The organism is Citrobacter freundii complex sp. CFNIH2 (assembly GCF_002880615.1).
Classification (GTDB): domain Bacteria; phylum Pseudomonadota; class Gammaproteobacteria; order Enterobacterales; family Enterobacteriaceae; genus Citrobacter_A; species Citrobacter_A amalonaticus_F.
Window position 1 is genome coordinate 3,301,065 of record NZ_CP025757.1, and the last position, 23,094, is coordinate 3,324,158.

At 52.4% G+C, this 23,094-nt stretch carries 24 protein-coding genes and 1 riboswitch; of the genes, 11 read left to right on the top strand and 13 right to left on the bottom strand.

The annotated features are described in order from the left end of the window. Window positions 1–17: 17 nt before the first annotated feature. Window positions 18–599, top strand: coding sequence for an NAD(P)H-dependent oxidoreductase (locus WM46_RS16070; RefSeq protein WP_061076282.1), 582 nt, complete (start codon window positions 18–20; stop codon window positions 597–599). A gap of 30 nt (window positions 600–629) precedes the next feature. After that, window positions 630–944: a putative quinol monooxygenase gene (locus WM46_RS16075; protein ID WP_042998164.1), complete on the top strand. Its 315-nt coding sequence runs from the start codon at window positions 630–632 to the stop codon at window positions 942–944. A gap of 54 nt (window positions 945–998) precedes the next feature. Here WM46_RS16075 and WM46_RS16080 read toward each other — a convergent pair whose 3' ends face one another. The 4 genes from WM46_RS16080 to WM46_RS16095 form a co-directional block, all read right to left on the bottom strand. Further along, a complete protein-coding gene (locus WM46_RS16080; RefSeq protein ID WP_102602808.1) occupies window positions 999–2,183 on the bottom strand; it encodes a PLP-dependent aminotransferase family protein in 1,185 nt (394 codons plus the stop codon). 176 nt (window positions 2,184–2,359) lie between these two features. Continuing rightward, entirely contained in the window at window positions 2,360–3,550 is a 1,191-nt protein-coding gene (locus tag WM46_RS16085; protein WP_061076280.1) for a glycoside hydrolase family 88 protein, read from the bottom strand. A gap of 23 nt (window positions 3,551–3,573) precedes the next feature. Continuing rightward, window positions 3,574–4,842, bottom strand: coding sequence for an oligosaccharide MFS transporter (locus tag WM46_RS16090; RefSeq protein WP_061076279.1), 1,269 nt, complete (start codon window positions 4,840–4,842; stop codon window positions 3,574–3,576). Window positions 4,843–4,852: 10 nt separating this feature from the next. Continuing rightward, complete coding sequence (locus tag WM46_RS16095; protein ID WP_102602809.1) at window positions 4,853–6,673, bottom strand: DUF2264 domain-containing protein; 1,821 nt, start codon at window positions 6,671–6,673, stop codon at window positions 4,853–4,855. Between the two features lie 165 nt (window positions 6,674–6,838). Here WM46_RS16095 and WM46_RS16100 point away from each other — a divergent pair, with 165 nt between their 5' ends. Continuing rightward, window positions 6,839–7,687, top strand: coding sequence for a helix-turn-helix transcriptional regulator (locus tag WM46_RS16100; RefSeq protein ID WP_061076278.1), 849 nt, complete (start codon window positions 6,839–6,841; stop codon window positions 7,685–7,687). Between the two features lie 47 nt (window positions 7,688–7,734). Here the strand turns inward: WM46_RS16100 and parE are convergent, their stop codons facing one another. The 5 genes from parE to nudF are packed head-to-tail and all read right to left on the bottom strand — an operon-like array spanning window position 7,735 to window position 12,139. Then, window positions 7,735–9,627 carry a DNA topoisomerase IV subunit B gene (gene parE, locus WM46_RS16105; protein ID WP_042324253.1) on the bottom strand — a complete coding sequence of 631 codons (1,893 nt, stop codon included), beginning with the start codon at window positions 9,625–9,627 and terminating at the stop codon, window positions 7,735–7,737. A gap of 27 nt (window positions 9,628–9,654) precedes the next feature. Next, entirely contained in the window at window positions 9,655–10,236 is a 582-nt protein-coding gene (gene yqiA / locus WM46_RS16110; protein WP_102602810.1) for an esterase YqiA, read from the bottom strand. Further along, a complete protein-coding gene (gene cpdA, locus WM46_RS16115; protein ID WP_042998168.1) occupies window positions 10,236–11,063 on the bottom strand; it encodes a 3',5'-cyclic-AMP phosphodiesterase in 828 nt (275 codons plus the stop codon). The genes yqiA and cpdA overlap by 1 nt, the downstream gene beginning before the upstream one ends. A gap of 24 nt (window positions 11,064–11,087) precedes the next feature. After that, window positions 11,088–11,510: a DUF1249 family protein gene (locus WM46_RS16120; RefSeq protein ID WP_042998169.1), complete on the bottom strand. Its 423-nt coding sequence runs from the start codon at window positions 11,508–11,510 to the stop codon at window positions 11,088–11,090. Further along, on the bottom strand, window positions 11,507–12,139 hold the full coding sequence (gene nudF / locus WM46_RS16125) for an ADP-ribose diphosphatase (protein WP_102602811.1): 633 nt from the start codon (window positions 12,137–12,139) through the stop codon (window positions 11,507–11,509). Before nudF ends, WM46_RS16120 begins: the two co-directional genes overlap by 4 nt. A gap of 204 nt (window positions 12,140–12,343) precedes the next feature. Between nudF and tolC the strand changes: the two genes are divergently transcribed. From tolC to WM46_RS16145, 3 genes are all read left to right on the top strand, one after another. Next, window positions 12,344–13,825 (top strand): outer membrane channel protein TolC, encoded by a 1,482-nt coding sequence (gene tolC, locus WM46_RS16130; protein ID WP_042324263.1) that lies wholly within the window; start codon window positions 12,344–12,346, stop codon window positions 13,823–13,825. 149 nt (window positions 13,826–13,974) lie between these two features. Then, window positions 13,975–14,640: a DUF1190 family protein gene (locus tag WM46_RS16140; RefSeq protein WP_061076273.1), complete on the top strand. Its 666-nt coding sequence runs from the start codon at window positions 13,975–13,977 to the stop codon at window positions 14,638–14,640. Window positions 14,641–14,645: 5 nt separating this feature from the next. After that, the gene (locus WM46_RS16145) at window positions 14,646–15,806 is read left to right on the top strand and encodes a glutathionylspermidine synthase family protein (RefSeq protein WP_102602812.1); all 1,161 of its coding nucleotides are present in this window, start codon (window positions 14,646–14,648) and stop codon (window positions 15,804–15,806) included. Between the two features lie 89 nt (window positions 15,807–15,895). Here the strand turns inward: WM46_RS16145 and ygiD are convergent, their stop codons facing one another. Further along, window positions 15,896–16,684, bottom strand: a complete 789-nt coding sequence (ygiD, locus tag WM46_RS16150) for a 4,5-DOPA dioxygenase extradiol (RefSeq protein WP_102602813.1) — start codon at window positions 16,682–16,684, stop codon at window positions 15,896–15,898. Window positions 16,685–16,816: 132 nt separating this feature from the next. Between ygiD and zupT the strand changes: the two genes are divergently transcribed. Continuing rightward, a complete protein-coding gene (gene zupT, locus WM46_RS16155) occupies window positions 16,817–17,590 on the top strand; it encodes a zinc transporter ZupT (RefSeq protein WP_061076270.1) in 774 nt (257 codons plus the stop codon). Window positions 17,591–17,609: 19 nt separating this feature from the next. On the opposite strand, the gene WM46_RS16160 is transcribed toward zupT, so the two are convergent. After that, a complete protein-coding gene (locus WM46_RS16160; RefSeq protein WP_102602814.1) occupies window positions 17,610–17,786 on the bottom strand; it encodes a hypothetical protein in 177 nt (58 codons plus the stop codon). A 403-nt stretch (window positions 17,787–18,189) separates the two neighbouring features. On the opposite strand from WM46_RS16160, the gene WM46_RS16165 reads away from it, so the two are divergent. Genes WM46_RS16165 through dsbI form a run of 3 tightly spaced genes read left to right on the top strand, consistent with a single transcriptional unit; the run spans window position 18,190 to window position 21,371 of the window. Beyond that, a complete protein-coding gene (locus tag WM46_RS16165; protein WP_102602815.1) occupies window positions 18,190–19,986 on the top strand; it encodes an aryl-sulfate sulfotransferase in 1,797 nt (598 codons plus the stop codon). A 27-nt stretch (window positions 19,987–20,013) separates the two neighbouring features. Further along, on the top strand, window positions 20,014–20,682 hold the full coding sequence (locus tag WM46_RS16170; RefSeq protein ID WP_102602816.1) for a thiol:disulfide interchange protein DsbA/DsbL: 669 nt from the start codon (window positions 20,014–20,016) through the stop codon (window positions 20,680–20,682). Between the two features lie 14 nt (window positions 20,683–20,696). Continuing rightward, window positions 20,697–21,371 (top strand): protein-disulfide oxidoreductase DsbI, encoded by a 675-nt coding sequence (dsbI, locus tag WM46_RS16175; protein WP_102602817.1) that lies wholly within the window; start codon window positions 20,697–20,699, stop codon window positions 21,369–21,371. A gap of 75 nt (window positions 21,372–21,446) precedes the next feature. Here the strand turns inward: dsbI and ribB are convergent, their stop codons facing one another. Beyond that, window positions 21,447–22,100 (bottom strand): 3,4-dihydroxy-2-butanone-4-phosphate synthase, encoded by a 654-nt coding sequence (gene ribB, locus WM46_RS16180; RefSeq protein ID WP_061076268.1) that lies wholly within the window; start codon window positions 22,098–22,100, stop codon window positions 21,447–21,449. A 105-nt stretch (window positions 22,101–22,205) separates the two neighbouring features. Beyond that, window positions 22,206–22,355, bottom strand: a riboswitch (FMN riboswitch). 132 nt (window positions 22,356–22,487) lie between these two features. Between ribB and ubiK the strand changes: the two genes are divergently transcribed. Then, window positions 22,488–22,784 carry a ubiquinone biosynthesis accessory factor UbiK gene (gene ubiK / locus WM46_RS16185; protein ID WP_042324283.1) on the top strand — a complete coding sequence of 99 codons (297 nt, stop codon included), beginning with the start codon at window positions 22,488–22,490 and terminating at the stop codon, window positions 22,782–22,784. A 33-nt stretch (window positions 22,785–22,817) separates the two neighbouring features. Here ubiK and glgS read toward each other — a convergent pair whose 3' ends face one another. Further along, on the bottom strand, window positions 22,818–23,024 hold the full coding sequence (gene glgS / locus WM46_RS16190) for a cell surface composition regulator GlgS (RefSeq protein ID WP_080343280.1): 207 nt from the start codon (window positions 23,022–23,024) through the stop codon (window positions 22,818–22,820). Window positions 23,025–23,094 lie beyond the last annotated feature (70 nt).

Consider the following 23,094-nt stretch of genomic DNA (forward strand, 5'->3'; position numbering starts at 1 on the left):
TTCTGAGAGGATTAACAATGAGCAACATCCTGATTATCAACGGCGCGAAAAAATTCGCACACTCCAACGGCCAATTGAACGACACCCTGACGGAAGTCGCTGACGGCACTCTGCGCGACCTCGGGCATAGCGTCAAAATCGTCCGCGCTGACAGCGATTACGACGTAAAAGAAGAAGTGCAGAACTTCGTCTGGGCTGATGTGGTTGTCTGGCAAATGCCAGGCTGGTGGATGGGTGCGCCGTGGACCGTGAAAAAATACATTGATGACGTGTTCACCGAAGGACATGGCACACTGTATGCCAGCGATGGTCGTACTCGCTCAGATGCCTCGAAAAAATACGGTTCCGGCGGCCTGATTCAGGGGAAAAAATACATGCTTTCTCTGACCTGGAACGCACCGATGGAAGCCTTCACCGATAAAGATCAGTTCTTCCATGGCGTGGGCGTTGATGGCGTTTATCTGCCATTCCATAAGGCGAATCAATTCCTTGGAATGGAAGCGCTGCCGACCTTTATCACCAATGACGTCATTAAAATGCCGGATGTACCACGTTCTGTTGCAGAATATCGCGAGCATCTGCAGGCGATTTTTGGTTAACTAGTAACCTGGAATTAGAAGGAGTTAACCATGCTTACAGTTATTGCTGAAATCCGCACTCGTCCGGGACAACACCACCGTCAGGCCGTCCTCGATCAGTTTGCGAAAATTGTTCCAACCGTATTGAAAGAAGAAGGCTGCCACGGCTACGCGCCGATGGTAGATCATGCGGCAAACGTGAGTTTCCAGACCATGGCGCCTGATTCAATCGTGATGATTGAGCAGTGGGAAAGCATCGCGCACCTTGAAGCGCACCTGCAGACCCCGCATATGAAAGCCTACAGCGAAGCCGTTAAAGGCGATGTGCTGGAGATGAATATTCGTATTCTGGAATCCGGTATCTAAACATATCGTGTTGCGCCGGGTCAGCCATCAGTGTCAGACCCGGCAAAAGCGAGCTCAGGGCAACGCTTTTTTCAATCTTCGTACCGCTTCTTCAAGCTCATCCGCAGTCGGCGTCGCAAAAGACATCCGTAGCGTCCGTTTGTCCGGATTATCACAGAAGAAGAACTCTCCCGGCACGAATACCACTTTTTCCTGCAGTGTGCGGGAAAGCCAGGCCGTGGTATCGAAGTCATAACGGAACGTCCCCCACAGGAACATCCCACCCTGCGGCATATGGAATGAAATATGCTCGCCCAGTTCGCTGCGAATCGCATCCGCCAGCAAATAGCACTTCTCACGGTACGCCTGGCGAATGAGCTGGATTTGATCCTCCAGACGACCTAACGTCATATAACTGGCCGCCATCGCCTGCGAATGCGCGCTGGTATGCAGATCGGTTGCCTGTTTAACGATGGTCGCTTTTTGTCTGATCCATTCCGGCAGTACCACCCAACCCACGCGCAGGCCTGGGGCCAGAATTTTGGAAAAGGTCGAGGTATAAATCACCTGCTCAGGACATCCGCTCTCCCGGGCATGCTGGGACAGCGTTTTATAGGTCTCGTCGGTGAAATTGATTTCACCGTAGGGATCGTCTTCGATGATGGCAAAGTCATGCTGCTTCGCCAGTTGAACCAGCTTCTGACGACGAGAATCACTGAGGACCACACCACCGGGGTTACCGAACGTTGGCACGATATAGACAAACTTGATCGTGTTGTTCTGCAGCAATACTTCCAGATCGTCCACGATCATGCCGTCTTTATCGGTGCCAACAGACAGAATATCCGCCTGAGACAGTTGCAGCACCTGCAAAGCGGCAAGATAGGTCGGGCGTTCGACCACCACTTTGTCGCCCGGATTGATCAGCGTTCTCGCCAGAATATCCAGTGACTGCTGTGACCCATTGGTCACCAGGATGGCGTCAAACGCGGCCTGAATGCCTCGCTTCTGACACAACTGAGCGATCGCTTCCCGCAGAGGCGGAAAACCTTCACTCAGACCGTACTGGAATGCATCCAGAAACTGGTTTTCCATCATGTTGCGCGTGGCCATTTCCAGCCCTGTTTTATCAAACAGTTCCGGGCTGGGAATGCCGCCGCCCAGCGATATCACGCCAGGCATTTTGCTATGTTTGAGTAATTCCCTGATAGCGGAGGGTTTAAGGGCGTCGACGCTCTTAGACAGATGTGTGTTGTTCATCCTGTTTCCTTATTATGTATTCCTGGCGTCCATCCCCGGTCATTGCCATAGCGTAAATCCGCGTTCTCGCCTCGATTGAGCCTAATAGACCTCTCTGGCAAGATCAATCAGATATCATAACGGCAAAAGGGTAAGCTCCCGTGGCTTACCCTTTTGATCAACAGTAAAACTCTCGCTTACCAGTACAGCTTCCAGCACTGGGTAAAACGCATCAGTGCCTCCACGTAGAAGTAATCTCCCCAACTGGCACACTCATCCACCCCTTTGTTGCCTGAAAGGTGATACACCGAGTGTTTCAACAGGCCATTACTCTTTTCCTCTTTCGCCACCAGATAGTGTCTGGTCAGCGACGACATGATCGCCATCGCCCACTGCTGGTAACGTTCGCGATCCGGGTCGGTGACCGGCAGATGTTTAATCAATTCCAGCAGGCCACAGACCGCAATGGCCGCCGAGGAGGAGTCCCGCAACGCATCGGTGCCAACCAGCGCCAGATCCCAATGGCAGACAGCATCTTCCGGCAGACGATTCAGGAAGTAGTTGGCCAGCTTTTTCGACAGCGCCACCATCTCCGGGTCGCCGGTGTAGATATAGCTCAACAGGAAACCATAAATGCCCCACGCCTGACCGCGCGACCAGCACGAATCATCCGCATAGCCTTGCTGCGTATTCCCGTAGCGTGGCGCGCCGCTGTGCACATCCATGTAATAGGTATGGAAGGTGGACGCGTCTTCACGAATTAAATACTTTGCCGCCTGCGCAACGTGCGCTTTCGCCGCGTCCGCAAAGCGCAGATCGCCGGTCTGCTCGCTCGCCCAGTACAACAGGGGCAAATTCATGTTGCAGTCGATGATCATCCGTCCGGCCTGTTCCGGGTCAGTCAAATCGCCCCATGCCTGAATGATCTGCGCTTTCTCATGAAAGCGCTCCAGCAGCGCGTCTGCCGCCAGCAGTGAAAACCCGCGCGCCTCGCGATTTCCCGTCAGTCGCCAGGCTGCCACGCAGGAAAGGGTGTACAGGAAGCCCAGGTCATGGGTATTGGTGTCGTGACGTCCGGCAATCCGTAAGCCAAAAGAGCGGACGTGCTTTTCTGCCATGTCGCGGAATGCCGCTTCGCCGCTCATTTCCCACGCCAGCCACAGTTGTCCGGTCCAGAAACTGGTCGTCCACTCGACATTCTCCGTTAACGGGTAATACCCCTTTACACAGGTTTCGGCGGGAAAGTGTTCACCGAATTCCGTTAAATGACGACGAATCAGTTCGAGGACATGCTCACGGGCGCTGCGCATTTCGTCCTGAAATGCTCCTGCATCGATCGGGCGACCAGGAAAAGCGCGTAAGCGTTCCTCAACGATATGATTTAACATATTTCGGTTCCTTATGACGTAAATTATCTTGCTGCGTTATTTTCAGCGATATCAGGGACAGTATTATTTTTCCGTTTACTCTGGCATGCCGATAAGGTAAATGCCGAAATAAACGTAAAGACCAGCGCAATAATCCCCATGATGATGTAGGTTTTCTCAAAACCAATACGGTCATACATTAATCCGGCTGGTGAAGAGACCACCACATTGCCGACATACAGCATTGCCTGATATCCCAGTAAATACATGGTTGCATTGACGCGTTTATCAAAATGTTCCGCGATATATTTAAAGACCGAGACCAACAGTAAACAAATCTCCAGGCCATATAACGGCTTGAGCACAGAAATTAACAGGTGAGAATCACAGAGACCGGAAATCACCAGTCGCGCGCCTACCAACGCACCGACAATCAGCAGTCCACGTTTGGCGCCGATCGCATTAACAAATAAGGGGATCACCATGTACATAACAAATTCCATGCCGGACTGCACGGTGCCCAGATAACCAAAGACCGCATTGCCTTCATGAATGTCAGAGAAAAAGGTCACAAAATAGCGAGAGAACTGTTGCTCGGCGATAAACATCATCCACGCGACGCCCGCCACATACAGGCAGAACGCCCAGAACTTACGGTTTCGCAGCAGCGCGTAAACATCCGCGGGGACGATTTTCTCTTTGGTCAGCACCTCGGCGGCATTGGCGGCATTGACGTTTACCTTCAGGCTCAGCAGAACCACCAGCATCACCACCGACGCCACGCTGCCCATGATGAAGTTATAAGCCGGAGAAAGGTTAAACAACAGCCCCGAGAACGATGACGCAACCGCCCACCCGAGCGAACCCCACATCCGAATCTGACCAAACTCCATGCCGTTCAGGCGGCTGTAGCGATCGGAATAGGATTCACAGGCCGCTACGCCGGCGTACCAGGCAAAACTCAGGTAAATCGCGCCAACGATAATTCCCAATAGGGTATGAGAAAGTAATAATGGCTGGTAAACATAAATAAAGAAAGGGGCCATTAATGCCGACATCCCCACGACAAAATAGAGCAGATATTTACTCATGCCGATTTTATCGAGAATATAACCGTAAATGGGTTTCAGGATAACCGAGAAAATACCATTCACAGCAAAAACCGTTCCTATTACCGTACCGCTAAGCTGCGCTTTCTGTCCCAGCCAGATCGCTAATAAACCAATGCTGGCCGACCAGGTAAAGAAATAGAGAAAGATAAAACTACTGATTTTATAGTATTCCGTTCGGTGACTCGGTGAACGTATATTCATACCACCCTCGCTATAAAAAGAACGACAACTGGCGTGCAGATTCAGGTTCGCGGATAACGACCTGGTGAGTCTTGATTTGTAACTGGGGAATGGCGGTGTAGTCCTTGTGTTGCCCGCAAGCGCGGACCGCGCAACAAAGCCAGCTTTCCCCAGACGCAATCTCTGTTGAAAGCACGGGGATCGCGGCACATTCGGCAAACATAATGCTGCTGTTTGGCGGAGTGATAATGCTGTCCGGAATGCGTGACATCACCGGAGACAGATCCACAATCGTGCTACTGCCGTTGCTGGCGGCAATCACGCACCCGCGCCCGTGCAACTGATGCTCTGCCTTCATCACCGCAAAGCCCCCTTCCACCGTTTGCAGTACCCGCGCGCTGTTGATGCGGTGTAAACGGATATGCCATTCACCGAACGGCACCAGCCAGGTCTCAATGGTGACGTCATGCCACGGCAGCCAGCGGGAGAAAATCGCATTCTCATCCACGCGAACCTGTTCGCAGTCGCGCCGTCCGCGAAAATAGTTATCGCCGTCCGCTAACAGCAGCATGGAATCACACGCCGCATGCTTGAGGCCATAACGCCCGCGTTCAATGGTGAAACCAAAGCGGCTGGAATAGGCAAACTTCGTGTATTTTGCCTCGGTGTTAACGTAGTTATTCAGCTCCAACTGACCGGAGGTCAGCATCGTGACATGAGCAGAATGCTCGCTGTGCTGAAGAATTTGTCCGGCATGCGGGATTGCACGCGTCTGTGCCAGGGAGGGCAGCGGTTGCTCTTCAGCCAGCCAGAACGGGTGAGTTTCCGGCAGCGCGAGGATCAGAAAAACCTTCAGCGCCCAGTAAGGAGAACCCGGGGAATTGTAGTCCTCGCACATCGCCAGATTCGGGTAAGCGAAGCCTAACGTCAGGATCCCATCACGATCGAAAATGGGTTGCTGTTGCCACCAGCGCAAATGTCGCAGGATCACCCCTTTAATGATGCCCGGCGTGAACACATCCAGCTCAGCAAACGCCGCCGCACTCCAGAACGCGACCATCGCAAATCGATAGGTCAGGCTGCGACCGAACGGCACCGAGGCCCCATCGGCAGCCGACATATAGATAAAATCTTCCGCAAATTGTCTGGCGCGTTCGCGCAACGTTGCGGCGCGAGCGGTATCTTCCGGATTCAGTGTGGCATACAGCAGGCCATAAAAATGAAAGGCCATTGAGATGTAGTAATCCTGAGGTCGCCCGGGGCCGTCGGAATACCAGCCGTCCCCCAGATAATAGGCTTCCATCAGCGCAAACCGACGATCGATAGCCGACTGGTCGTATGGCAGTCCGGCGCGTTTAAAACCGAGCTGAACGATGATGGCGAAGTAGTTCCAGTTGCTGTCCGGCATCTGCGCGTCGGTTATCTGATTCAGCCAGCGATGCAGATTTTCTTGTTCCGACGGGCTGAACGCCGCCGTTAACCGCGTCGGCAGAAGCGTCAGACCCAGACCATACGCCGCCATCTCTACCAGACGCTGATCGTATGGCCCGGTATCGCCCCAGTAATGCGGACTCTGCGGATCGGTACCCAACTTGATCGCCTGAATGTACTTGTCAGAAAACGGGACCTCAGCGCCTCCCGCCATTAGCGGAAACAGCCCCCACAGCGCTCTCGAAAGCCCTTCCATACAGGCAATGTCCACACTGTAATGCGCACAGGTATCGCCCAGCGAAAACTGGGCCTGCCCTGCGGGAAACTGCTTATCCAGCGCCTCCAGTATCGAATTAACAGCCCGCGTTACGTCTTCGCGGGATGACAATGGATTTGATTTTTCTTCAGTTGCCGACCACATACTCTGCCCCTCTGAATAAAGTGGCTAAAGCATAGTGAATCGCTCATCAGCAGAAATGTTACCTCAATCACACCCGACACATTCTTTTAAAACAGGGATTGAGAAAATTTAAAAATAGAGTTTATAAACGTAATCCGGCGGGTAAAAATTTAAATCTGTTGCACTATGAACACAGCCCTTAATGCAGAACGTCTCGAACTGATTACCTTAAACGATGCTATTGCGTCGTTTAGTCGACTGTTCGCCAATACGGTACGCTACCACCACTGGCATCAATGTCTGGAAGTACTGTATGTGGAAGAAGGTTTCGGTGTCGTCACGGTCGATCATAAGCAATACACCATGCGGCCGGGGCGGATGTTCTTTTTCCCGCCCTTCACCCTGCACAAAATCATGGTCGATGAGCAGGCGCAGAATCGCTATCGTCGTACCATTATTCATCTCGATCAACATGCGGTGCTGAAGGTGCTGCGTGATTTCCCGCTCAATCAGCAACGCCTGCAAAACCTGACAATTCGCGGTGGTGAAGCCTGGGTGATCGACGCCCATGAGATCCATACACATATCGATTTCCTCTTTAGCCGTTACGAGAAAATGGCGACGCAAAAGCCGCTCAACGCCGAGCACGTTGCCTGCCTGTTATTAAATTTATTCAGCCTGTTACCCGAAGATAAGAGCGGTATGCAGGAAATTGCCACCGGTATCGCCAGCCAGGTGATGTTCTGGCTCGACGAAAATTACACGCGAAAATTCAGCCTGAGCGCGCTGGCAGATGAACTTGGGAAATCAAAAAGTTACGTGTCGCGCCGCTTTCATATTGAGACAGGAGAAAGCATTCTCGACTATCTCAATACATTACGTCTGAGAAAAGCGTGCGAAGCGCTACTTCACAGCGAAGCAAGCGTGCGGGAGATTGCGAACAAGGTAGGATTTTCAGAGGTGACGTACTTTATCAGCGCGTTTGGCAAGGGAATCGGCGAAACACCGTTGCAGTACCGTAAGCGGCATAAATGATCGTGCCGGAAGGCGCGTTAATGACGCCGCCCGGCACAACAACACGATTACCCGTCGATATCCGCGAGGTCGCCTTTTTCCTGCAACCAGTTGCGGCGATCTTCAGAGCGCTTCTTCGCCAGCAGCATATCCATCATGGCGTTAGTGCGCTGATCGTCCTCATCATCAATGATGAGCTGGACCAGACGACGAGTGTTGGGATCCAGCGTGGTTTCGCGCAACTGCATCGGGTTCATTTCACCCAGCCCTTTAAAGCGTTGTACGTTTGGCTTGCCTTTCTTGCGCTTCAACTGTTCCAGTACGCCCGCCTTCTCTTCTTCCGTCAGCGCGTAATAGACCTCTTTGCCGAGATCGATACGGTACAACGGCGGCAGCGCGACATAGACATGTCCGTGTTTCACCAGCGTGCGGAAATGTCGCACAAACAGCGCGCAGAGCAGCGTGGCGATGTGCAGACCATCGGAGTCCGCATCCGCCAGGATACAGATCTTGCCGTAACGTAACTGGCTCAGATCGTCGCTGTCCGGATCGATACCGATCGCAACAGAAATATCGTGGACTTCCTGCGAGGCCAGTACTTCATCAGAAGAGACTTCCCAGGTGTTCAGGATCTTACCCTTAAGCGGCATGATCGCCTGATATTCACGATCGCGCGCCTGCTTGGCGGAGCCGCCCGCCGAGTCCCCTTCCACCAGGAACAGTTCGGTACGATTCAGATCCTGCGCGGTGCAGTCCGCCAGTTTCCCCGGCAGCGCCGGACCGCTGGTCAGTTTTTTACGCACTACTTTTTTCGCCGCGCGCAGTCGACGCTGGGCGCTGGAGATCACCATCTCCGCCAGCAGTTCGGCTGACTGAACGTTTTGGTTCAGCCACAGGCTGAAGGCATCTTTCACCACGCCGGAGACAAATGCCGCGCACTGACGTGACGACAGACGTTCTTTGGTCTGTCCGGCAAACTGCGGATCCTGCATTTTCACCGACAGCACGTAGGCGCAGCGATCCCAGATATCTTCCGCCGAGAGCTTCACGCCACGTGGCAGAATGTTGCGGTATTCGCAGAACTCACGCATCGCGTCAAGCAGCCCCTGACGCAGACCGTTCACGTGTGTCCCGCCCTGCATGGTCGGGATCAGGTTCACGTAGCTTTCGGTCAGCAGTTCGCCGCCTTCCGGGAGCCACAGCAGCGCCCAGTCGACCGTTTCCGTATCCCCGGAAAAATTGCCGATGAACGGTTTTTCTGGCAGCGTCGGCAGGCCGTTTACCGCTTCGCCCAGATAGTCGTTAAGACCATCCTGATAGCACCAGCGCTGTTCGCTGTTATTGACTTCATCTTTAAAGGTGATTTCAACGCCAGGGCACAGCACGGCTTTGGCTTTCAGCACATGCGTTAAGCGCGAGACAGAAAAACGCGGGCTGTCGAAAAAGGTTTCGTCAGGCCAGAAATGGACGCTGGTGCCGGTATTGCGCTTGCCGCAGGTGCCAACAACCTGCAAATCCTGAACCTTGTCGCCGTTCTCAAACGCAATGTTATACACCTGACCATCACGACGCACGTTCACTTCCACACGCTTCGACAGGGCGTTCACCACGGAGATCCCTACGCCGTGCAGGCCGCCGGAGAACTGATAGTTCTTGTTCGAGAACTTGCCGCCCGCGTGCAGCCGACAGAGGATCAGTTCAACCGCCGGAACGCCCTCTTCCGGGTGAATGTCCACGGGCATGCCGCGACCGTCGTCGATAACTTCCAGAGATTGATCGGCATGTAAAATCACATCCACGCGTTTCGCGTGGCCCGCCAGTGCTTCATCGACACTGTTATCAATCACTTCCTGCCCAAGATGGTTGGGCCGGGTCGTATCGGTATACATCCCTGGGCGACGGCGTACCGGCTCAAGCCCAGTGAGTACCTCAATGGCATCAGCGTTATAAGTTTGCGTCATGGTTTTAATAGCAATTCGAAATGATTGTCAGCAACTGTGCAGTCCAAGGAAATTGACAATCGGGTTGAAATAATCTTCGAAGCCCGTGAATGCATGGTTTCCACCTTCAATAACAGTCTGGCGGCATGAGGCGTAATACGCCACTGCCTGGCGGTAGTCCAGCACTTCATCTCCCGTCTGTTGCAGCAGCCAGATTAAATCCGACGCTTCCAGCGGGTCGATCTGCATGACTTTAAGATCGTAAATATGGCGTGACTCTAGCACATATTGCTGCCCCGTGTAGGGGTTCTCGTTCTGACCGAGGTAGTCGATCAACAGTTCATATGGCCGGACAGCCGGGTTGACAACAACCGCGGGCAGCATAAAGCACTGTGACAGCCAGGTGGCGTAATAACCGCCTAATGATGATCCCACCACGCCCAGCGCCTCGCCGCCGTGCTCAAGGACGATAGACTCCAGCATCTCTGCGGCATCGGCCGGATACGGCGGCAGCTGCGGCACAATCATTTCGACATGAGGATACTGTTCGCGCAGCCAGTTTTTCAGCAGGCAGGCCTTCGCCGAACGCGGTGAGCTATTGAAGCCGTGCAGGTAAAGAAGCGTAGACATCAGTAGCCTTCAGAAGCGGTATCAGGTCGGAACTCCGTCCCTTGCAAACGACAGACGTCCGTTTTCAACGTACCGTCGGCAAACAGCTCCAGCGTACGCCAGCCTGGACCGATGCTATCAAGGGTAAAGTTCGCGCAATGGGGTTTGAACTGAACGCAGGTGGAGGGCGTCGCCAGCAGACGGCGGCCATTCCAGTCGAGATCCAGTTCCTGATGAATATGCCCGCAAAGCAGATATTTCACGCGCGGATAATTTACCAGTACGTTGTCCAGTTCCGCCGCGTTACGCAGGCTGTGTTGATCCAGCCAACTGCATCCCGCAGGCATGGGGTGATGATGCAGAAGCAGCAGAGTGTGGCGCTCAGGGGCCGCAGCAAGTTTACGCTCCAGCCACTCGAGCTGAAATTCGCTCAGTTCACCGTGAGGTACACCGAAGACCTGACTGTCCAGCAGCAGAATTTGCCACTGCTCGCCAACCATGACGCATTTTGCAGGAGAGATACCCGCCTCTTGTAACGCGCTGTACATCGCTGGCTGGAAATCATGGTTGCCGGGCAACCAAACGCAAGGCGCACGAAAGCTTGCGATACCTTCAGCAAAATGCTGATAGGCCGCAGCGGTTTGATCCTGAGCTAAATCACCTGTCGCCACGATCAGATCGTATTCCTGCCCTTCGGCATGAATGGCATCCAACACGGCCTGGTAGCTTTCCCAGGTGTTTACGCCCAATAGCGTTTCGTGCTTTTCGGCAAACAGGTGAGTATCAGTAATTTGTAAGATCCTGACCCTGGCCTCACCAGCCAGAGAAAGGTTTAACAGGCTTTCCAAATGGTGTCCTTAGGTTTCACGACGCTAGTAAACCGGAATCGCCATCGCTCCATGTGCTAAGCAGTATCGCAGCCAATCGGCCAGAAACTGATTAATTTGATGCTTTTCGTCGCGTTGATGCAACTTTTTATTTGGATAATCATACCGTGCTTTGAAGCGAAAGATCTGCTGACTTGAACACACTTCGGCGACCATCGCGTCATGGTAGAGCCGTACAGTCAGTGACGGCAGGCTCCAGTAGGTGATGGTCGGCGCCGTCTGCTCGATGGTCACCAGCGTTGTGTATCGGGTCGATTCAACGATCGTAATCCGATATTGTGCGTTGCCCACCTGGTAACTCACCGTTTCGCCAGGCGCATCATTGCGCGGCAACAGGCGTCGCAGTTGCGAAAAGTTCGTTTCGCAAAGACGCATCATTTCAGGGAAGTCAGGTGTATAGCGCTTCATTTTTTCCACTCGTTTATTAGCTCTTTATAGTGCAGTTGCAGCCATTGCAGAGCGATGACCGCAGACGCGTTATCAATTTTCCCCTCTTCAACCCAACGGTATGCCTGTTCCCGGCTTACCACATGAACCCGAATGTCTTCGTTTTCATCAGCCAGACCGTGAATCCCGTTTGCGGTCGTGGCGTCCACTTCACCCACCATAATTGACGAGCGCTCACTGGTGCCGCCAGGGCTTGCCAGAAAACTGAGCACCGGTTTCGTCCGTTTTACCTCGATGCCGGCCTCTTCCATCGCTTCACGGCGGGCCACATCCTCAACGCTTTCACCCTCTTCGATCATCCCGGCCACCATTTCCAGTAGCCATGGCGTTTCACTGGTGTCATAGGCCGCGATGCGCACCTGCTCGACTAACACCACTTCATCCCGCTCAGGGTCAAAGGGTAGCAAGACTGCCGCATGACCGCGCTCAAAAATTTCTCTACGCACTTCCTGACTCATTTCACCGTTAAACAAACGGTGGCGAAAGCGATAAAGATCCAGCGAAAAAAAACCGCGATATAGCGTTTCTCGTGCAATAATTTCTACATCGTTTTTGGCGAAAGTTACTGGCGAGTTGCCTGATTTGCGCATTGTGCCGTCCTGTACCAATAGTGATTTAAATGTGAATTTCAAGGGCGTTTGACTGCCGTTTCATCGACCTTGTGGTAAATTGGTGCAAATTAACGCCTGATGGCACAGAACGCCAACTTTTTGCGGTGGCGGATTCTGCTAGAATCAGCAATTATTTTTAAAATTTGATCAGCGCTAAATACTGCTTCACAACAAGGAATGCAAATGAAGAAATTGCTCCCCATCCTTATCGGCCTGAGCCTGTCGGGGTTCAGCACACTGAGCCAGGCAGAGAACCTGATGCAAGTTTATCAGCAAGCACGCCTGAGCAACCCGGAATTGCGTAAATCCGCCGCCGATCGCGATGCTGCATTCGAAAAAATCAACGAAGCACGTAGTCCTTTACTGCCTCAACTGGGCTTAGGTGCCGATTACACCTACAGCAACGGCTACCGCGATGCTAACGGCGTGAACTCAAACGCCACCAGCGCGTCCCTGCAATTAACGCAGACCCTTTTCGATATGTCGAAATGGCGTGCGCTGACCCTGCAGGAAAAATCTGCGGGTATTCAGGACGTGACCTTCCAGACGGACCAGCAAACGCTGATCCTCAACACCGCGAGCGCCTATTTTAAAGTACTGAACGCCATTGACGTTCTCTCTTACACGCAGGCGCAGAAAGAGGCGATTTATCGTCAGTTGGATCAAACCACCCAGCGTTTCAACGTGGGCCTGGTCGCCATCACTGACGTACAAAACGCCCGTTCGCAATACGATACCGTGCTGGCGAACGAAGTGACCGCCCGTAACGATCTCGACAACGCGGTTGAAGAACTGCGTCAGGTCACTGGCAACTACTACCCGGAACTGGCGTCGCTGAACGTTGACAGCTTCAAAACCGACAAACCGCAGGCGGTGAACGCCCTGCTGAAAGAAGCCGAAAACCGTAACCTGACGCTGTTGCAGGCGCGTCTGAGCCAGGATCTGGCACGTGAGCAGATTCGCCAGGCGCAGGATGGTCACCTGCCAACGCTGGACTTAACCGCCTCTACCGGCGTATCGGATACCTCGTACAGCGGCTCTAAAACGCGTGGCGCGACAGGCTCTCAGTATGACGACAGCAACATGGGCCAGAACAAAATCGGCCTGAGTTTCTCGCTGCCGATTTATCAGGGCGGGATGGTGAACTCGCAGGTGAAACAGGCGCAATACAACTTTGTTGGTGCCAGTGAGCAACTGGAAAGCGCCCACCGTAGCGTGGTGCAGACCGTACGTTCTTCCTTCAACAATATCAATGCGTCAATCAGCAGCATTAACGCGTACAAACAAGCGGTTGTTTCCGCCCAGAGCTCATTAGACGCGATGGAAGCGGGCTATTCCGTGGGTACACGTACTATCGTTGATGTGTTGGATGCGACCACCACGCTGTACAACGCCAAGCAGCAACTGGCGAATGCGCGTTATAACTACCTGATCAACCAGCTGAATATCAAGTCAGCGCTGGGTACGTTGAACGAGCAGGATCTGGTGGCGCTGAACAACACGCTGGGCAAACCGATCTCCACCTCGCCGGAACACGTCGCGCCGGAAACCCCGCAGATGGACGCGAACGCTGACGGCTATGCCGCCAACGCAGCAGCGCCCGCCGCGCAACCGGCATCAGCACGTTCTTCCAGCAGCAACGGTAACAATCCGTTCCGCAATTAAACGCGATGACGGGGCTTCGGCCCCGTCTGAACGTAAGGCAACGTAAAGATCCCGCCATTGTGCCGCATTCCCGCCTCTTCTCGCTTCATTTTCAACCACTCATCCTCTATCCTGAGCAGTAATAACCACTGGGTCCAGGAAAGACAAAAATGAAACGGACAAAATCCATCCATCACGCCTCGTTCCGCAAAAGCTGGAGCGCGCGTCATCTGACACCTGTCGCATTCGCCGTTACCGCTGTGTTTATGCTGGCGGGTTGTGAGAAAAGCGATGAAACCGTGTCGCTGTATCAAAATGCGGATGACTGCTCGGCAGCCAATCCGGGCAAAAGCGCGGAATGCACCACGGCGTTCAATAACGCGCTGAAAGAAGCGGAACGTACCGCGCCGAAATATGCCACTCGTGAAGATTGCGTCGCCGAGTTCGGTGAAGGCCAGTGCCAGCAAGCCCCTGCTCAGGCAGGCATGGCGCCAGAAGCTCAGGCACAGCAGTCCAGCGGTAGCTTCTGGATGCCGCTGATGGCGGGTTACATGATGGGCCGCATGATGGGCGGCGGCGCGGGCTTTGCGCAGCAACCGCTGTTCAGCTCGAAAAACCCGGCCAGCCCGGCTTACGGTAAATACACCGATGCGGGTGGTAAAAACTACGGCGCAGCACAGCCTGGTCGCACAATGACGGTTCCTAAAACCGCCATGGCGCCGAAACCGGCAACCACCTCTACCGTAACGCGCGGCGGCTTCGGTGAATCTGTTGCCAAACAGAGCACCATGCAGCGTAGCGCAAGCGGCACCTCCACGCGTTCAATGGGTGGCTGATACGCATGGAAAGAGTCAGTATTATCGAGCGCCCGGACTGGCGCGATAAAGCCACGGAATACGGTTTTAATTTTCACACCATGTACGGCGAACCGTACTGGTGTGAAGACGCCTATTACAAGCTAACGCTGGCCCAGGTTGAAAAGCTGGAAGATGTGACTGCAGAGCTGCACCAGATGTGTCTCAAGGTGGTTGAGAAAGTGATCGCCAGCGACGAGCTGATGGCAAAATTCCGTATTCCTAAGCACACCTGGGGCTTTGTTCGTCAATCCTGGCAGACGAGCCAGCCGTCGCTCTATTCACGTCTTGATCTGGCGTGGGATGGCACCGGTGAACCGAAGCTGCTGGAGAACAACGCCGATACTCCGACCTCGCTGTACGAAGCGGCGTTTTTCCAGTGGATCTGGTTGGAAGATCAGATCAATGCGGGCAATCTGCCGGAAGGCAGCGACCAGTTTAACAGCCTGCAGGAAAAGCTTATCGAGCGCTTCGCCGAGCTACGTGAGCAGTACGGCTTCCAGCTTCTGCATCTGACCTGCTGTCGCGATACTGTTGAAGATCGCGGCACTATTCAGTATCTGCAGGATTGTGCGGCAGAAGCGGAGATCGCTACCGAATTCCTCTATATCGAAGATATTGGGCTGGGTGAAAAAGGTCAGTTCACAGATCTACAGGATCAGGTGATTGCCAACCTGTTCAAGCTCTATCCGTGGGAGTTTATGCTGCGCGAGATGTTCTCCACCAAGCTGGAAGACGCTGGCGTGCGCTGGCTGGAGCCGGCCTGGAAGAGCATTATCTCCAACAAGGCGCTGCTGCCGCTGCTGTGGGAAATGTTCCCGAACCATCCGAACCTGCTTCCCGCCTATTTCGCCGAAGACGACTATCCTCAGATGGATAAATTCGTCGTGAAACCGATCTTCTCGCGTGAAGGCGCGAACGTCTCCATTATCGAGAACGGTAAAACGATCGAAGCGGTGGAAGGACCGTACGGTGAAGAAGGCATGATCGTGCAGCAGTTCCATCAGCTGCCGAAATTTGGCGACAGCTATATGCTGATTGGTAGCTGGTTGATCAACGATCAACCTGCCGGGATCGGCATTCGCGAAGACAGAGCGCTGATCACTCAGGATCTGTCCCGCTTCTACCCGCATATTTTTGTCGAGTAATATGGCGCTCCTGTGTAGGCCTGATAAGACACTTTGTGTCACTATCAGGCAATAGAGCCTTGCCGGGTGGCGGCTTCGCCTTACCCGGCCTACCCCAACTGTACCGACAACATACTCAGGCTGCCCATCTCGATACCATCAACCGGAATCGTCACCGGCTCTTTGCCATCCCACGCGCCCAGCACGTACAATAGCGGCAGATAGTGATCCGGTGTCGGGTTCGACAGTGAGCCACCTTCGTGATCGAGATAATTGACCAGCGGATGCTGCTCAACCGCTCCCTGCCAGCTCAGGTTCTCTTTGACAAAATCATTGAACGATGTCGCCCATGGATACGGGTTATTATCGCCGTGCCAGCGCGCCGTGCGCAGGTTATGCACCACGTTACCACTGGCCACCAGCATGATGCCTTCATCACGCAGCGCCGCCAGTTTACGCCCGATCTCAAAATGCCAGGCTGCCGGCTTGGTGCTATCGATGCTCAACTGCACCATCGGGATATCAGCATTCGGGTACATCTTGATCAGCACACCCCAGGAGCCGTGGTCAAAGCCCCAGGCTTCTTTATCGAGCGCGACTGGCACCGGCGCAAGCAAATCAACCAGGTGCTGCGCCAGTTCAGGAGAGCCGGGCGCCGGGTAATGCGTGTCGTACAACGCCTGCGGGAAACCGCCAAAATCATGAATGGTCTTTGGCGCTTCCATCGCGGTGACGCCGGTACCTCGGGTGAACCAGTGGGCAGACACCACCACAATCGCTTTTGGACGCGGTAATGTCTCCCCAAGCTGCTGCCAGGCACGGGTATACAGGTTATCTTCCAGAACGTTCATCGGGCTACCGTGTCCCAAAAACAATGCTGGCATACGAATTGAAGACATGATGATATCCTTACTCAGGGAGTCATTTTGATGGTCTTACAATACCCTCTTTCGATGAATGAAGAACTCTGATAACCATGATGATGATCATCAGTTATTTTGAAGGTCAGCGAGATGTATAAGGAGTCATTGATGTCAGTACCTTTAATTCTGACCTTACTGGCGGGCGCCGCCACGTTTATTGGCGCGTTTCTTGGCGTACTGGGGCAAAAGCCCTCCAATCGCCTGCTGGCGTTTTCGCTCGGGTTTGCCGCCGGGATCATGCTGCTGATCTCCTTGATGGAGATGCTGCCCGCCGCGCTGGGTACGAAGGGAATGCCGCCAGTTCTGGGCTACGGCATGTTTATCATCGGCTTGCTGGGTTACTTTGGTCTGGATCGTCTGCTTCCGCACGCCCATCCGCAGGATCTGGTGCAAAAAAGAACGCAGCCGATTCCCGGCTCGATTAAACGTACCGCCATCCTGCTCACGCTGGGGATCAGTCTGCACAACTTCCCGGAAGGGATTGCCACCTACGTCACCGCCAGCAGTAACCTGGAGCTGGGATTCGGCATCGCGCTGGCAGTTGCCCTGCATAATATTCCGGAAGGTCTGGCGGTCGCCGGGCCGGTCTATGCGGCCACCGGTTCTAAACGTACCGCGATTTTCTGGGCGGGCATTTCCGGGATGGCGGAAATATTGGGTGGCGTGCTGGCGTGGCTGATTCTTGGCAGCCTGGTGTCACCTGTCGTCATGGCCGCGATTATGGCCGCTGTCGCCGGCATTATGGTGGCGTTGTCAGTGGATGAGCTGATGCCGCTGGCAAAAGAGATCGATCCCAATAACAACCCCAGCTATGGCGTTCTGTGCGGAATGTCGGTGATGGGGCTGAGTCTGGTCATACTACAGGCGATGGGGATCGGGTAACAGAGAGGGCAGGAAGCGGTTATTCCTGCTCTTTAGTCATGACGCGTTCTTCATCATCACGACGAAGTAATTTATTGCGAATTTCCAGTAGCGCATCGCGATCCTGCCGAAACGCCTTACAATAACGTTTCATATGGCAAATATACCCCACGACCACCAGAACAATTAAAACAATCCAGTACCAGGCAATAAACATCCTTTTACCCTTAAAATTTAACATTGCTAAACATTTAACGTTAAAATTTCACATATCAATCAATCGATACATTCATATACTCGCACAGAACGCCAATAATTATATGATTTTGATCATATAAAAGAGCAGATCGTGTAGATATTCATTTTTCTCTTACAAGAATAAACATTGTCGATACGATCACAAAGCTACCGATAATATATTTACCTCGTGAAAGCACACTCCTACTATCAAAAAAAGATATTGAACAATTAATACCTCTCAACAGCACATGCTATCCATAATGATAACCTCGTTCTCCACAGGAAAAATGGAGGGATATTAAGCACATTACCCATCAGCTAAGTAAATATATTTAATATTTTATATACACAGCATTATGTTTATATAAGGAGATATATCAATGCTTAATAAATATCAGAAAACCATTCTCTCGGCGGTAATCGCACTTTCATTAGGGCTATCCGTAACAAGCTCTATTGCTGCAGGATTTCAACCCGCGCCACCAGCGGGAAATTTAGGTGCCGTGGTTGTCGATCCTTATGGTAATGCGCCATTGACGGCACTCGTAGAGCTGGATAGTCATAATATTTCAAATGTGAGAGTCATCGTTCATGGTAAGGGTGAACAAGGTGTTCCTGTTACCTATTCCGTTGGAGAGCAATCACTAAAAACCTATGACGGCATCCCCATTTTTGGTCTCTATCAGAAATATGCGAATAACGTAACCGTTGAATATACTGAAAACGGAAAAGCGATGAAGGATGATTATGTCGTACAGACTTCCGCCATCGTAAATCACTACATGGATAACCGCTCCATTTCTGACCTGCAACAAACCAAAGTCATTAAAGTCGCCTCCGGTTTTGAAGATCGTCTCTATCTGGTCAATACCCATACCTTCACGCCACAGGGCGCAGAATTCCACTGGCATGGCGAAAAAGATAAAAATGCCGGGATTCTGGATGCAGGGCCTGCGGGTGGCGCGCTGCCATTCGATATCGCGCCATTTACCTTTGTCGTGGATACGCAAGGTGAATACCGCTGGTGGTTGGATCAGGACACGTTCTATGACGGCCATGACATGGATATCAACAGACGTGGCTATCTGATGGGGATCCGGGAAACGCCTCGCGGTACGTTCACCGCAGTTCAGGGGCAACACTGGTATGAATTCGATATGCTGGGGCAGATTCTGGAAGATCATAAACTCCCGCGCGGGTACCTTGATGCGTCTCACGAATCCATCGAAACGGTTAATGGCACGGTATTGTTACGTGTAGGGAAACGGGATTATCGTAGAGAAGACGGCCTGCATGTCCATACGATTCGCGATCAGATTATTGAGGTCGATAAATCAGGCCGTGTCGTCGATGTCTGGGATCTGACTAAAATCCTCGATCCCATGCGCGATGCACTTTTAGGTGCATTAGATGCAGGGGCAGTCTGCGTTAATGTTGATTTAGCCCATGCAGGACAACAGGCCAAGCTGGAGTCAGATACGCCGTTTGGCGACGCGCTGGGCGTTGGCGCGGGGCGTAACTGGGCGCACGTCAACTCTATTGCCTATGACGCCAAAGATGACTCAATCATTATCTCTTCCCGTCACCAGGGCGTTGTCAAAATTGGTCGTGATAAACAGGTGAAATGGATTCTTGCGCCATCAAAAGGCTGGAATAAACAACTGGCCAGTAAACTCTTAAAACCGGTAGATAAACAAGGGAAGGCGCTCACCTGCGACGAAAACGGAAAATGTGACAATACCGATTTCGATTTTACCTATACCCAACATAGCGCCTGGATTTCAAGTAAAGGCACATTAACCGTCTTTGATAATGGGGATGGGCGTGGGCTGGAACAACCCGCACTACCTTCCATGAAATATTCACGCTTTGTCGAATATAAAATTGACGAGAAAAAAGGAACCGTTCAACAACTTTGGGAATATGGCAAAGAACGTGGATACGATTTTTATAGTCCTATCACCTCGGTCATTGAGTACCAAAAAGATCGCGATACCGTATTTGGTTTTAGTGGATCCATTCATTTATTTGACGTAGGCCAACCGACCATCGGTAAACTCAATGAAATTGACTACAAAACGAAAGAAGTCAAAGTCGAAATTGATGTTATTTCCGATAAGCCTAACCAGACTCACTATCGAGCGCTTCTGATTCACCCACAACAGATGTTCAAATAACCCTGTTATTTATATTAAGGACTTATTATGTCTGCTAAATGGATTACTTCAATATGTAAAAGCGCGATATTAACCGCGGCACTGGCGCTTCCTTTTACGGCATGTGCATTTACGGAGGGTACAGACTACAAGGTTCTGGAAAAACCGATACCTGATGCGGATAACACGCTGATCAAAGTATTCAGCTACGCCTGCCCATTTTGCTACAAATACGATAAAGCAGTTACGGGGCCGGTTTCAGAAAAAGTCGCAGACGTCGTTACCTTTACCCCTTTCCATCTGGAGACCAAAGGGGAATACGGTAAACAGGCCAGCGAAGTCTTTGCGGTCATGATTGCGAAAGATAAAGCGGCAGGCATTTCGCTTTTCGATGCAAAGTCCCAGTTCAAAAAAGCTAAATTTGCCTACTACACTGCTTATCACGACAAAAAAGAGCGCTGGTCAGATGGCAAAGATCCCGCCGCTTTCATCAAAACGGGCCTTGATGCCGCAGGTATGAGCCAGGCAGATTTTGAAACGGCGCTGAAAGACCCGGCTGTTCAACAAACTCTGGAAAAGTGGAAAGCGGCTTATGATGTTGCGAAGATTCAGGGTGTTCCAGCTTATGTCGTAAACGGTAAGTACTTAATTTACACCAAAAATATCAAATCAATCGATTCGATGGCTGAACTGGTCAGAGAGCTGGCAACCAAATAAACAGGGAAAGGCTTATGGCTGACATTAAGGGATTATGGCAAGACCTGCGCGCGACACCCGTGGATACACTGGTCCGCTGGCAGGAACGACGCTTTTTGTGGCTAGTGATGTCCATCGCGATGGGTGCGCTCATCATTCTGGCGCACTCATTCTTCCAGATTTACCTCTACATGGCGCCCTGCGAGCAATGCGTTTATATTCGCTATGCCATGCTCGTGATGGTCGCTGGTGGATTGATTGCAGCGATAAACCCCAAAAATGTCGTCCTGAAACTGATTGGTTGTATTGCAGCGTTCTACGGCAGCATTATGGGTATCAGGTTCTCTTTGAAGCTGAACAGCATCCATTTCGCTGTCCACAATCCCGATCCTGACGCACTTTTTGGCGTTCAGGGCTGTTCCACTGATCCCACTTTTCCCTTCGGGTTACCCCTGGCGGAATGGGCACCGGAATGGTTCAAACCGACCGGAGACTGTGGCTATGATGCACCCGTCGTGCCAGACGGCGTCACGCTAAGCAAAATTCAGCAATGGTTTGTGGATTTATACCAGCACTCCGAAGGCTGGTATTTACTTCCGCCGTGGCATTTTATGAACATGGCTCAGGCGTGTCTGTTGGCATTTGGCCTGTGCCTCATATTGCTGGTGATCATGAGTGGAGCGTGGGTCATCAAACTCGCCAGGACATAATATCCGCCCTTCATAGCAAAAAACCGAAGCCAGCAACTGGCTTCGGTTTTTATTTTCATCATCGCGTCATTGCGATTAGCTGGCTTTACGCTCGTGCGCCTGACGGTAAGCCACCAGGTCTTCGATCGTCACTACAGCCATATTGTGTTTGCCTGCAAAGTCGATGCACTCCGGCGCGCGCGCCATGCTGCCATCATCATTGGTCAGTTCACACAGGACACCTGCTGGTTTGAAACCCGCCAGCGTCACCAGATCGATGGTCGCTTCGGTGTGGCCACCGCGGGTCAATACGCCGCCTGGCTGAGCACGCAGCGGGAAAACGTGTCCCGGACGGTTCAGATCGGAAGGTTTTGCGCCATCGGCGATCGCCGCACGAACGGTGGTCACGCGATCGGCAGCTGAAACGCCGGTCGTGACACCTGTCGCCGCTTCAATGGTCACGGTAAAACCGGTGCCATAAGCGCTGGTGTTATTTTCCACCATCATCGGCAGATCGAGTTGTTTACGACGATCTTCGGTGATGCACAGGCACACAATACCGCTACCGTGACGGATGGTCAGCGCCATCTGCTCAACGGTCATGGTTTCTGCCGGGAAAATCATATCGCCTTCGTTTTCACGATCTTCGTCGTCCAGCACCATCACACCGCGGCCTTCACGCAGCGCAGACAGAGCGTGTTCGACACGTTCAAAAGGCGTACCAAAAGAGGAAAGTAGCGTCTGATTCATGGTAAAAAAACCTCACTAAAATTATGGTTACCAGAATCAGGGCAGTCTTAGGAGTACCGACAAGCGGCAAAAAAATAACGTGAGCGGGTCCATGCCCGACTGGATCGTTACTCTCTCCCATCCGGACTCTAACCGTCGGCCCCGGAATTACACCGGATCTGCTGACCTTTGGGTTTGCACCCAAAGCGCTCGCGGGCTTTCAACCTGAGTTGATTTACCGCCGGTGGGGAATTTCGCCCCGCCCTGAGAATAAGCGGATTAACTATAACGCTATTGATTACCTTCATCAACGCCTTTACCCGCATTAACATCACACAATTCTGGTTTATGCCTTACGCAGATCGCACTACAATGGGCGTTAACACTTACCAGTTCAGGGAAACCACTATGATTGACCCGAAAAAAATTGAGCAGATCGCTCGCCAGGTTCACGAGTCGATGCCGAAAGGGATCCGGGAGTTCGGGGAAGATGTCGAGAAGAAAATCCGTCAAACGCTGCAATCTCAGCTGACGCGTCTCGATCTGGTGAGCCGCGAAGAGTTTGATGTTCAGACCCAGGTGCTGCTGCGCACCCGTGAAAAGCTGGCGCTGCTGGAGCAACGTTTGAGCGAACTGGAAGCGCGTCAGGCCACTGAAGAAGTCAAACCTGCGCCCGCCATCCCGCCAGTAGAACCGCAAGCGTAAAAACAGCAACGGGCCGCAAGGCCCGTTGACACATCAATGTTCCACTTCTAACTTTCTGGCGTTCATTGCCTGCTGGCAGTAGTGCGCGTAGCGTTTGCAAAACCAGCTGCGGTGCTCCTCATCCATATTGCCGGTAACAGCCTGGATATCAACAGGGCGACCTTCAGCCTGCATTCTGGCAAAACTCCGCGCCAGGAAATCGAAATTGTTCATCGAATAAACACTGTTGTTCATTAGCATATCCTCCAGTCGGTGAATCTCTGTTAAGGTCATATGCTTTTTTCTGATACCAGTATTTACCGGGAGGCGT

Excerpts from the sequence above, each read along its gene's own strand:
- WM46_RS16140 (WP_061076273.1), top strand. The coding sequence starts at position 13,975 with ATGAAACGGACAAAATCCATCCATCACGCCTCGTTCCGCAAAAGCTGG.
- dsbI (WP_102602817.1), top strand. The coding sequence starts at position 20,697 with ATGGCTGACATTAAGGGATTATGGCAAGACCTGCGCGCGACACCCGTG.
- WM46_RS16075 (WP_042998164.1), top strand. The coding sequence starts at position 630 with ATGCTTACAGTTATTGCTGAAATCCGCACTCGTCCGGGACAACACCAC.
- WM46_RS16095 (WP_102602809.1), bottom strand. The coding sequence starts at position 6,673 with ATGTGGTCGGCAACTGAAGAAAAATCAAATCCATTGTCATCCCGCGAA.
- WM46_RS16085 (WP_061076280.1), bottom strand. The coding sequence starts at position 3,550 with ATGTTAAATCATATCGTTGAGGAACGCTTACGCGCTTTTCCTGGTCGC.
- ubiK (WP_042324283.1), top strand. The coding sequence starts at position 22,488 with ATGATTGACCCGAAAAAAATTGAGCAGATCGCTCGCCAGGTTCACGAG.
- tolC (WP_042324263.1), top strand. The coding sequence starts at position 12,344 with ATGAAGAAATTGCTCCCCATCCTTATCGGCCTGAGCCTGTCGGGGTTC.
- ygiD (WP_102602813.1), bottom strand. The coding sequence starts at position 16,684 with ATGTCTTCAATTCGTATGCCAGCATTGTTTTTGGGACACGGTAGCCCG.
- parE (WP_042324253.1), bottom strand. The coding sequence starts at position 9,627 with ATGACGCAAACTTATAACGCTGATGCCATTGAGGTACTCACTGGGCTT.
- nudF (WP_102602811.1), bottom strand. The coding sequence starts at position 12,139 with ATGCGCAAATCAGGCAACTCGCCAGTAACTTTCGCCAAAAACGATGTA.
- WM46_RS16070 (WP_061076282.1), top strand. The coding sequence starts at position 18 with ATGAGCAACATCCTGATTATCAACGGCGCGAAAAAATTCGCACACTCC.
- WM46_RS16080 (WP_102602808.1), bottom strand. The coding sequence starts at position 2,183 with ATGAACAACACACATCTGTCTAAGAGCGTCGACGCCCTTAAACCCTCC.
- yqiA (WP_102602810.1), bottom strand. The coding sequence starts at position 10,236 with ATGTCTACGCTTCTTTACCTGCACGGCTTCAATAGCTCACCGCGTTCG.
- WM46_RS16090 (WP_061076279.1), bottom strand. The coding sequence starts at position 4,842 with ATGAATATACGTTCACCGAGTCACCGAACGGAATACTATAAAATCAGT.
- glgS (WP_080343280.1), bottom strand. The coding sequence starts at position 23,024 with ATGCTAATGAACAACAGTGTTTATTCGATGAACAATTTCGATTTCCTG.
- WM46_RS16160 (WP_102602814.1), bottom strand. The coding sequence starts at position 17,786 with ATGTTTATTGCCTGGTACTGGATTGTTTTAATTGTTCTGGTGGTCGTG.
- WM46_RS16170 (WP_102602816.1), top strand. The coding sequence starts at position 20,014 with ATGTCTGCTAAATGGATTACTTCAATATGTAAAAGCGCGATATTAACC.
- WM46_RS16145 (WP_102602812.1), top strand. The coding sequence starts at position 14,646 with ATGGAAAGAGTCAGTATTATCGAGCGCCCGGACTGGCGCGATAAAGCC.
- WM46_RS16100 (WP_061076278.1), top strand. The coding sequence starts at position 6,839 with ATGAACACAGCCCTTAATGCAGAACGTCTCGAACTGATTACCTTAAAC.
- ribB (WP_061076268.1), bottom strand. The coding sequence starts at position 22,100 with ATGAATCAGACGCTACTTTCCTCTTTTGGTACGCCTTTTGAACGTGTC.
- zupT (WP_061076270.1), top strand. The coding sequence starts at position 16,817 with ATGTCAGTACCTTTAATTCTGACCTTACTGGCGGGCGCCGCCACGTTT.
- WM46_RS16120 (WP_042998169.1), bottom strand. The coding sequence starts at position 11,510 with ATGAAGCGCTATACACCTGACTTCCCTGAAATGATGCGTCTTTGCGAA.
- WM46_RS16165 (WP_102602815.1), top strand. The coding sequence starts at position 18,190 with ATGCTTAATAAATATCAGAAAACCATTCTCTCGGCGGTAATCGCACTT.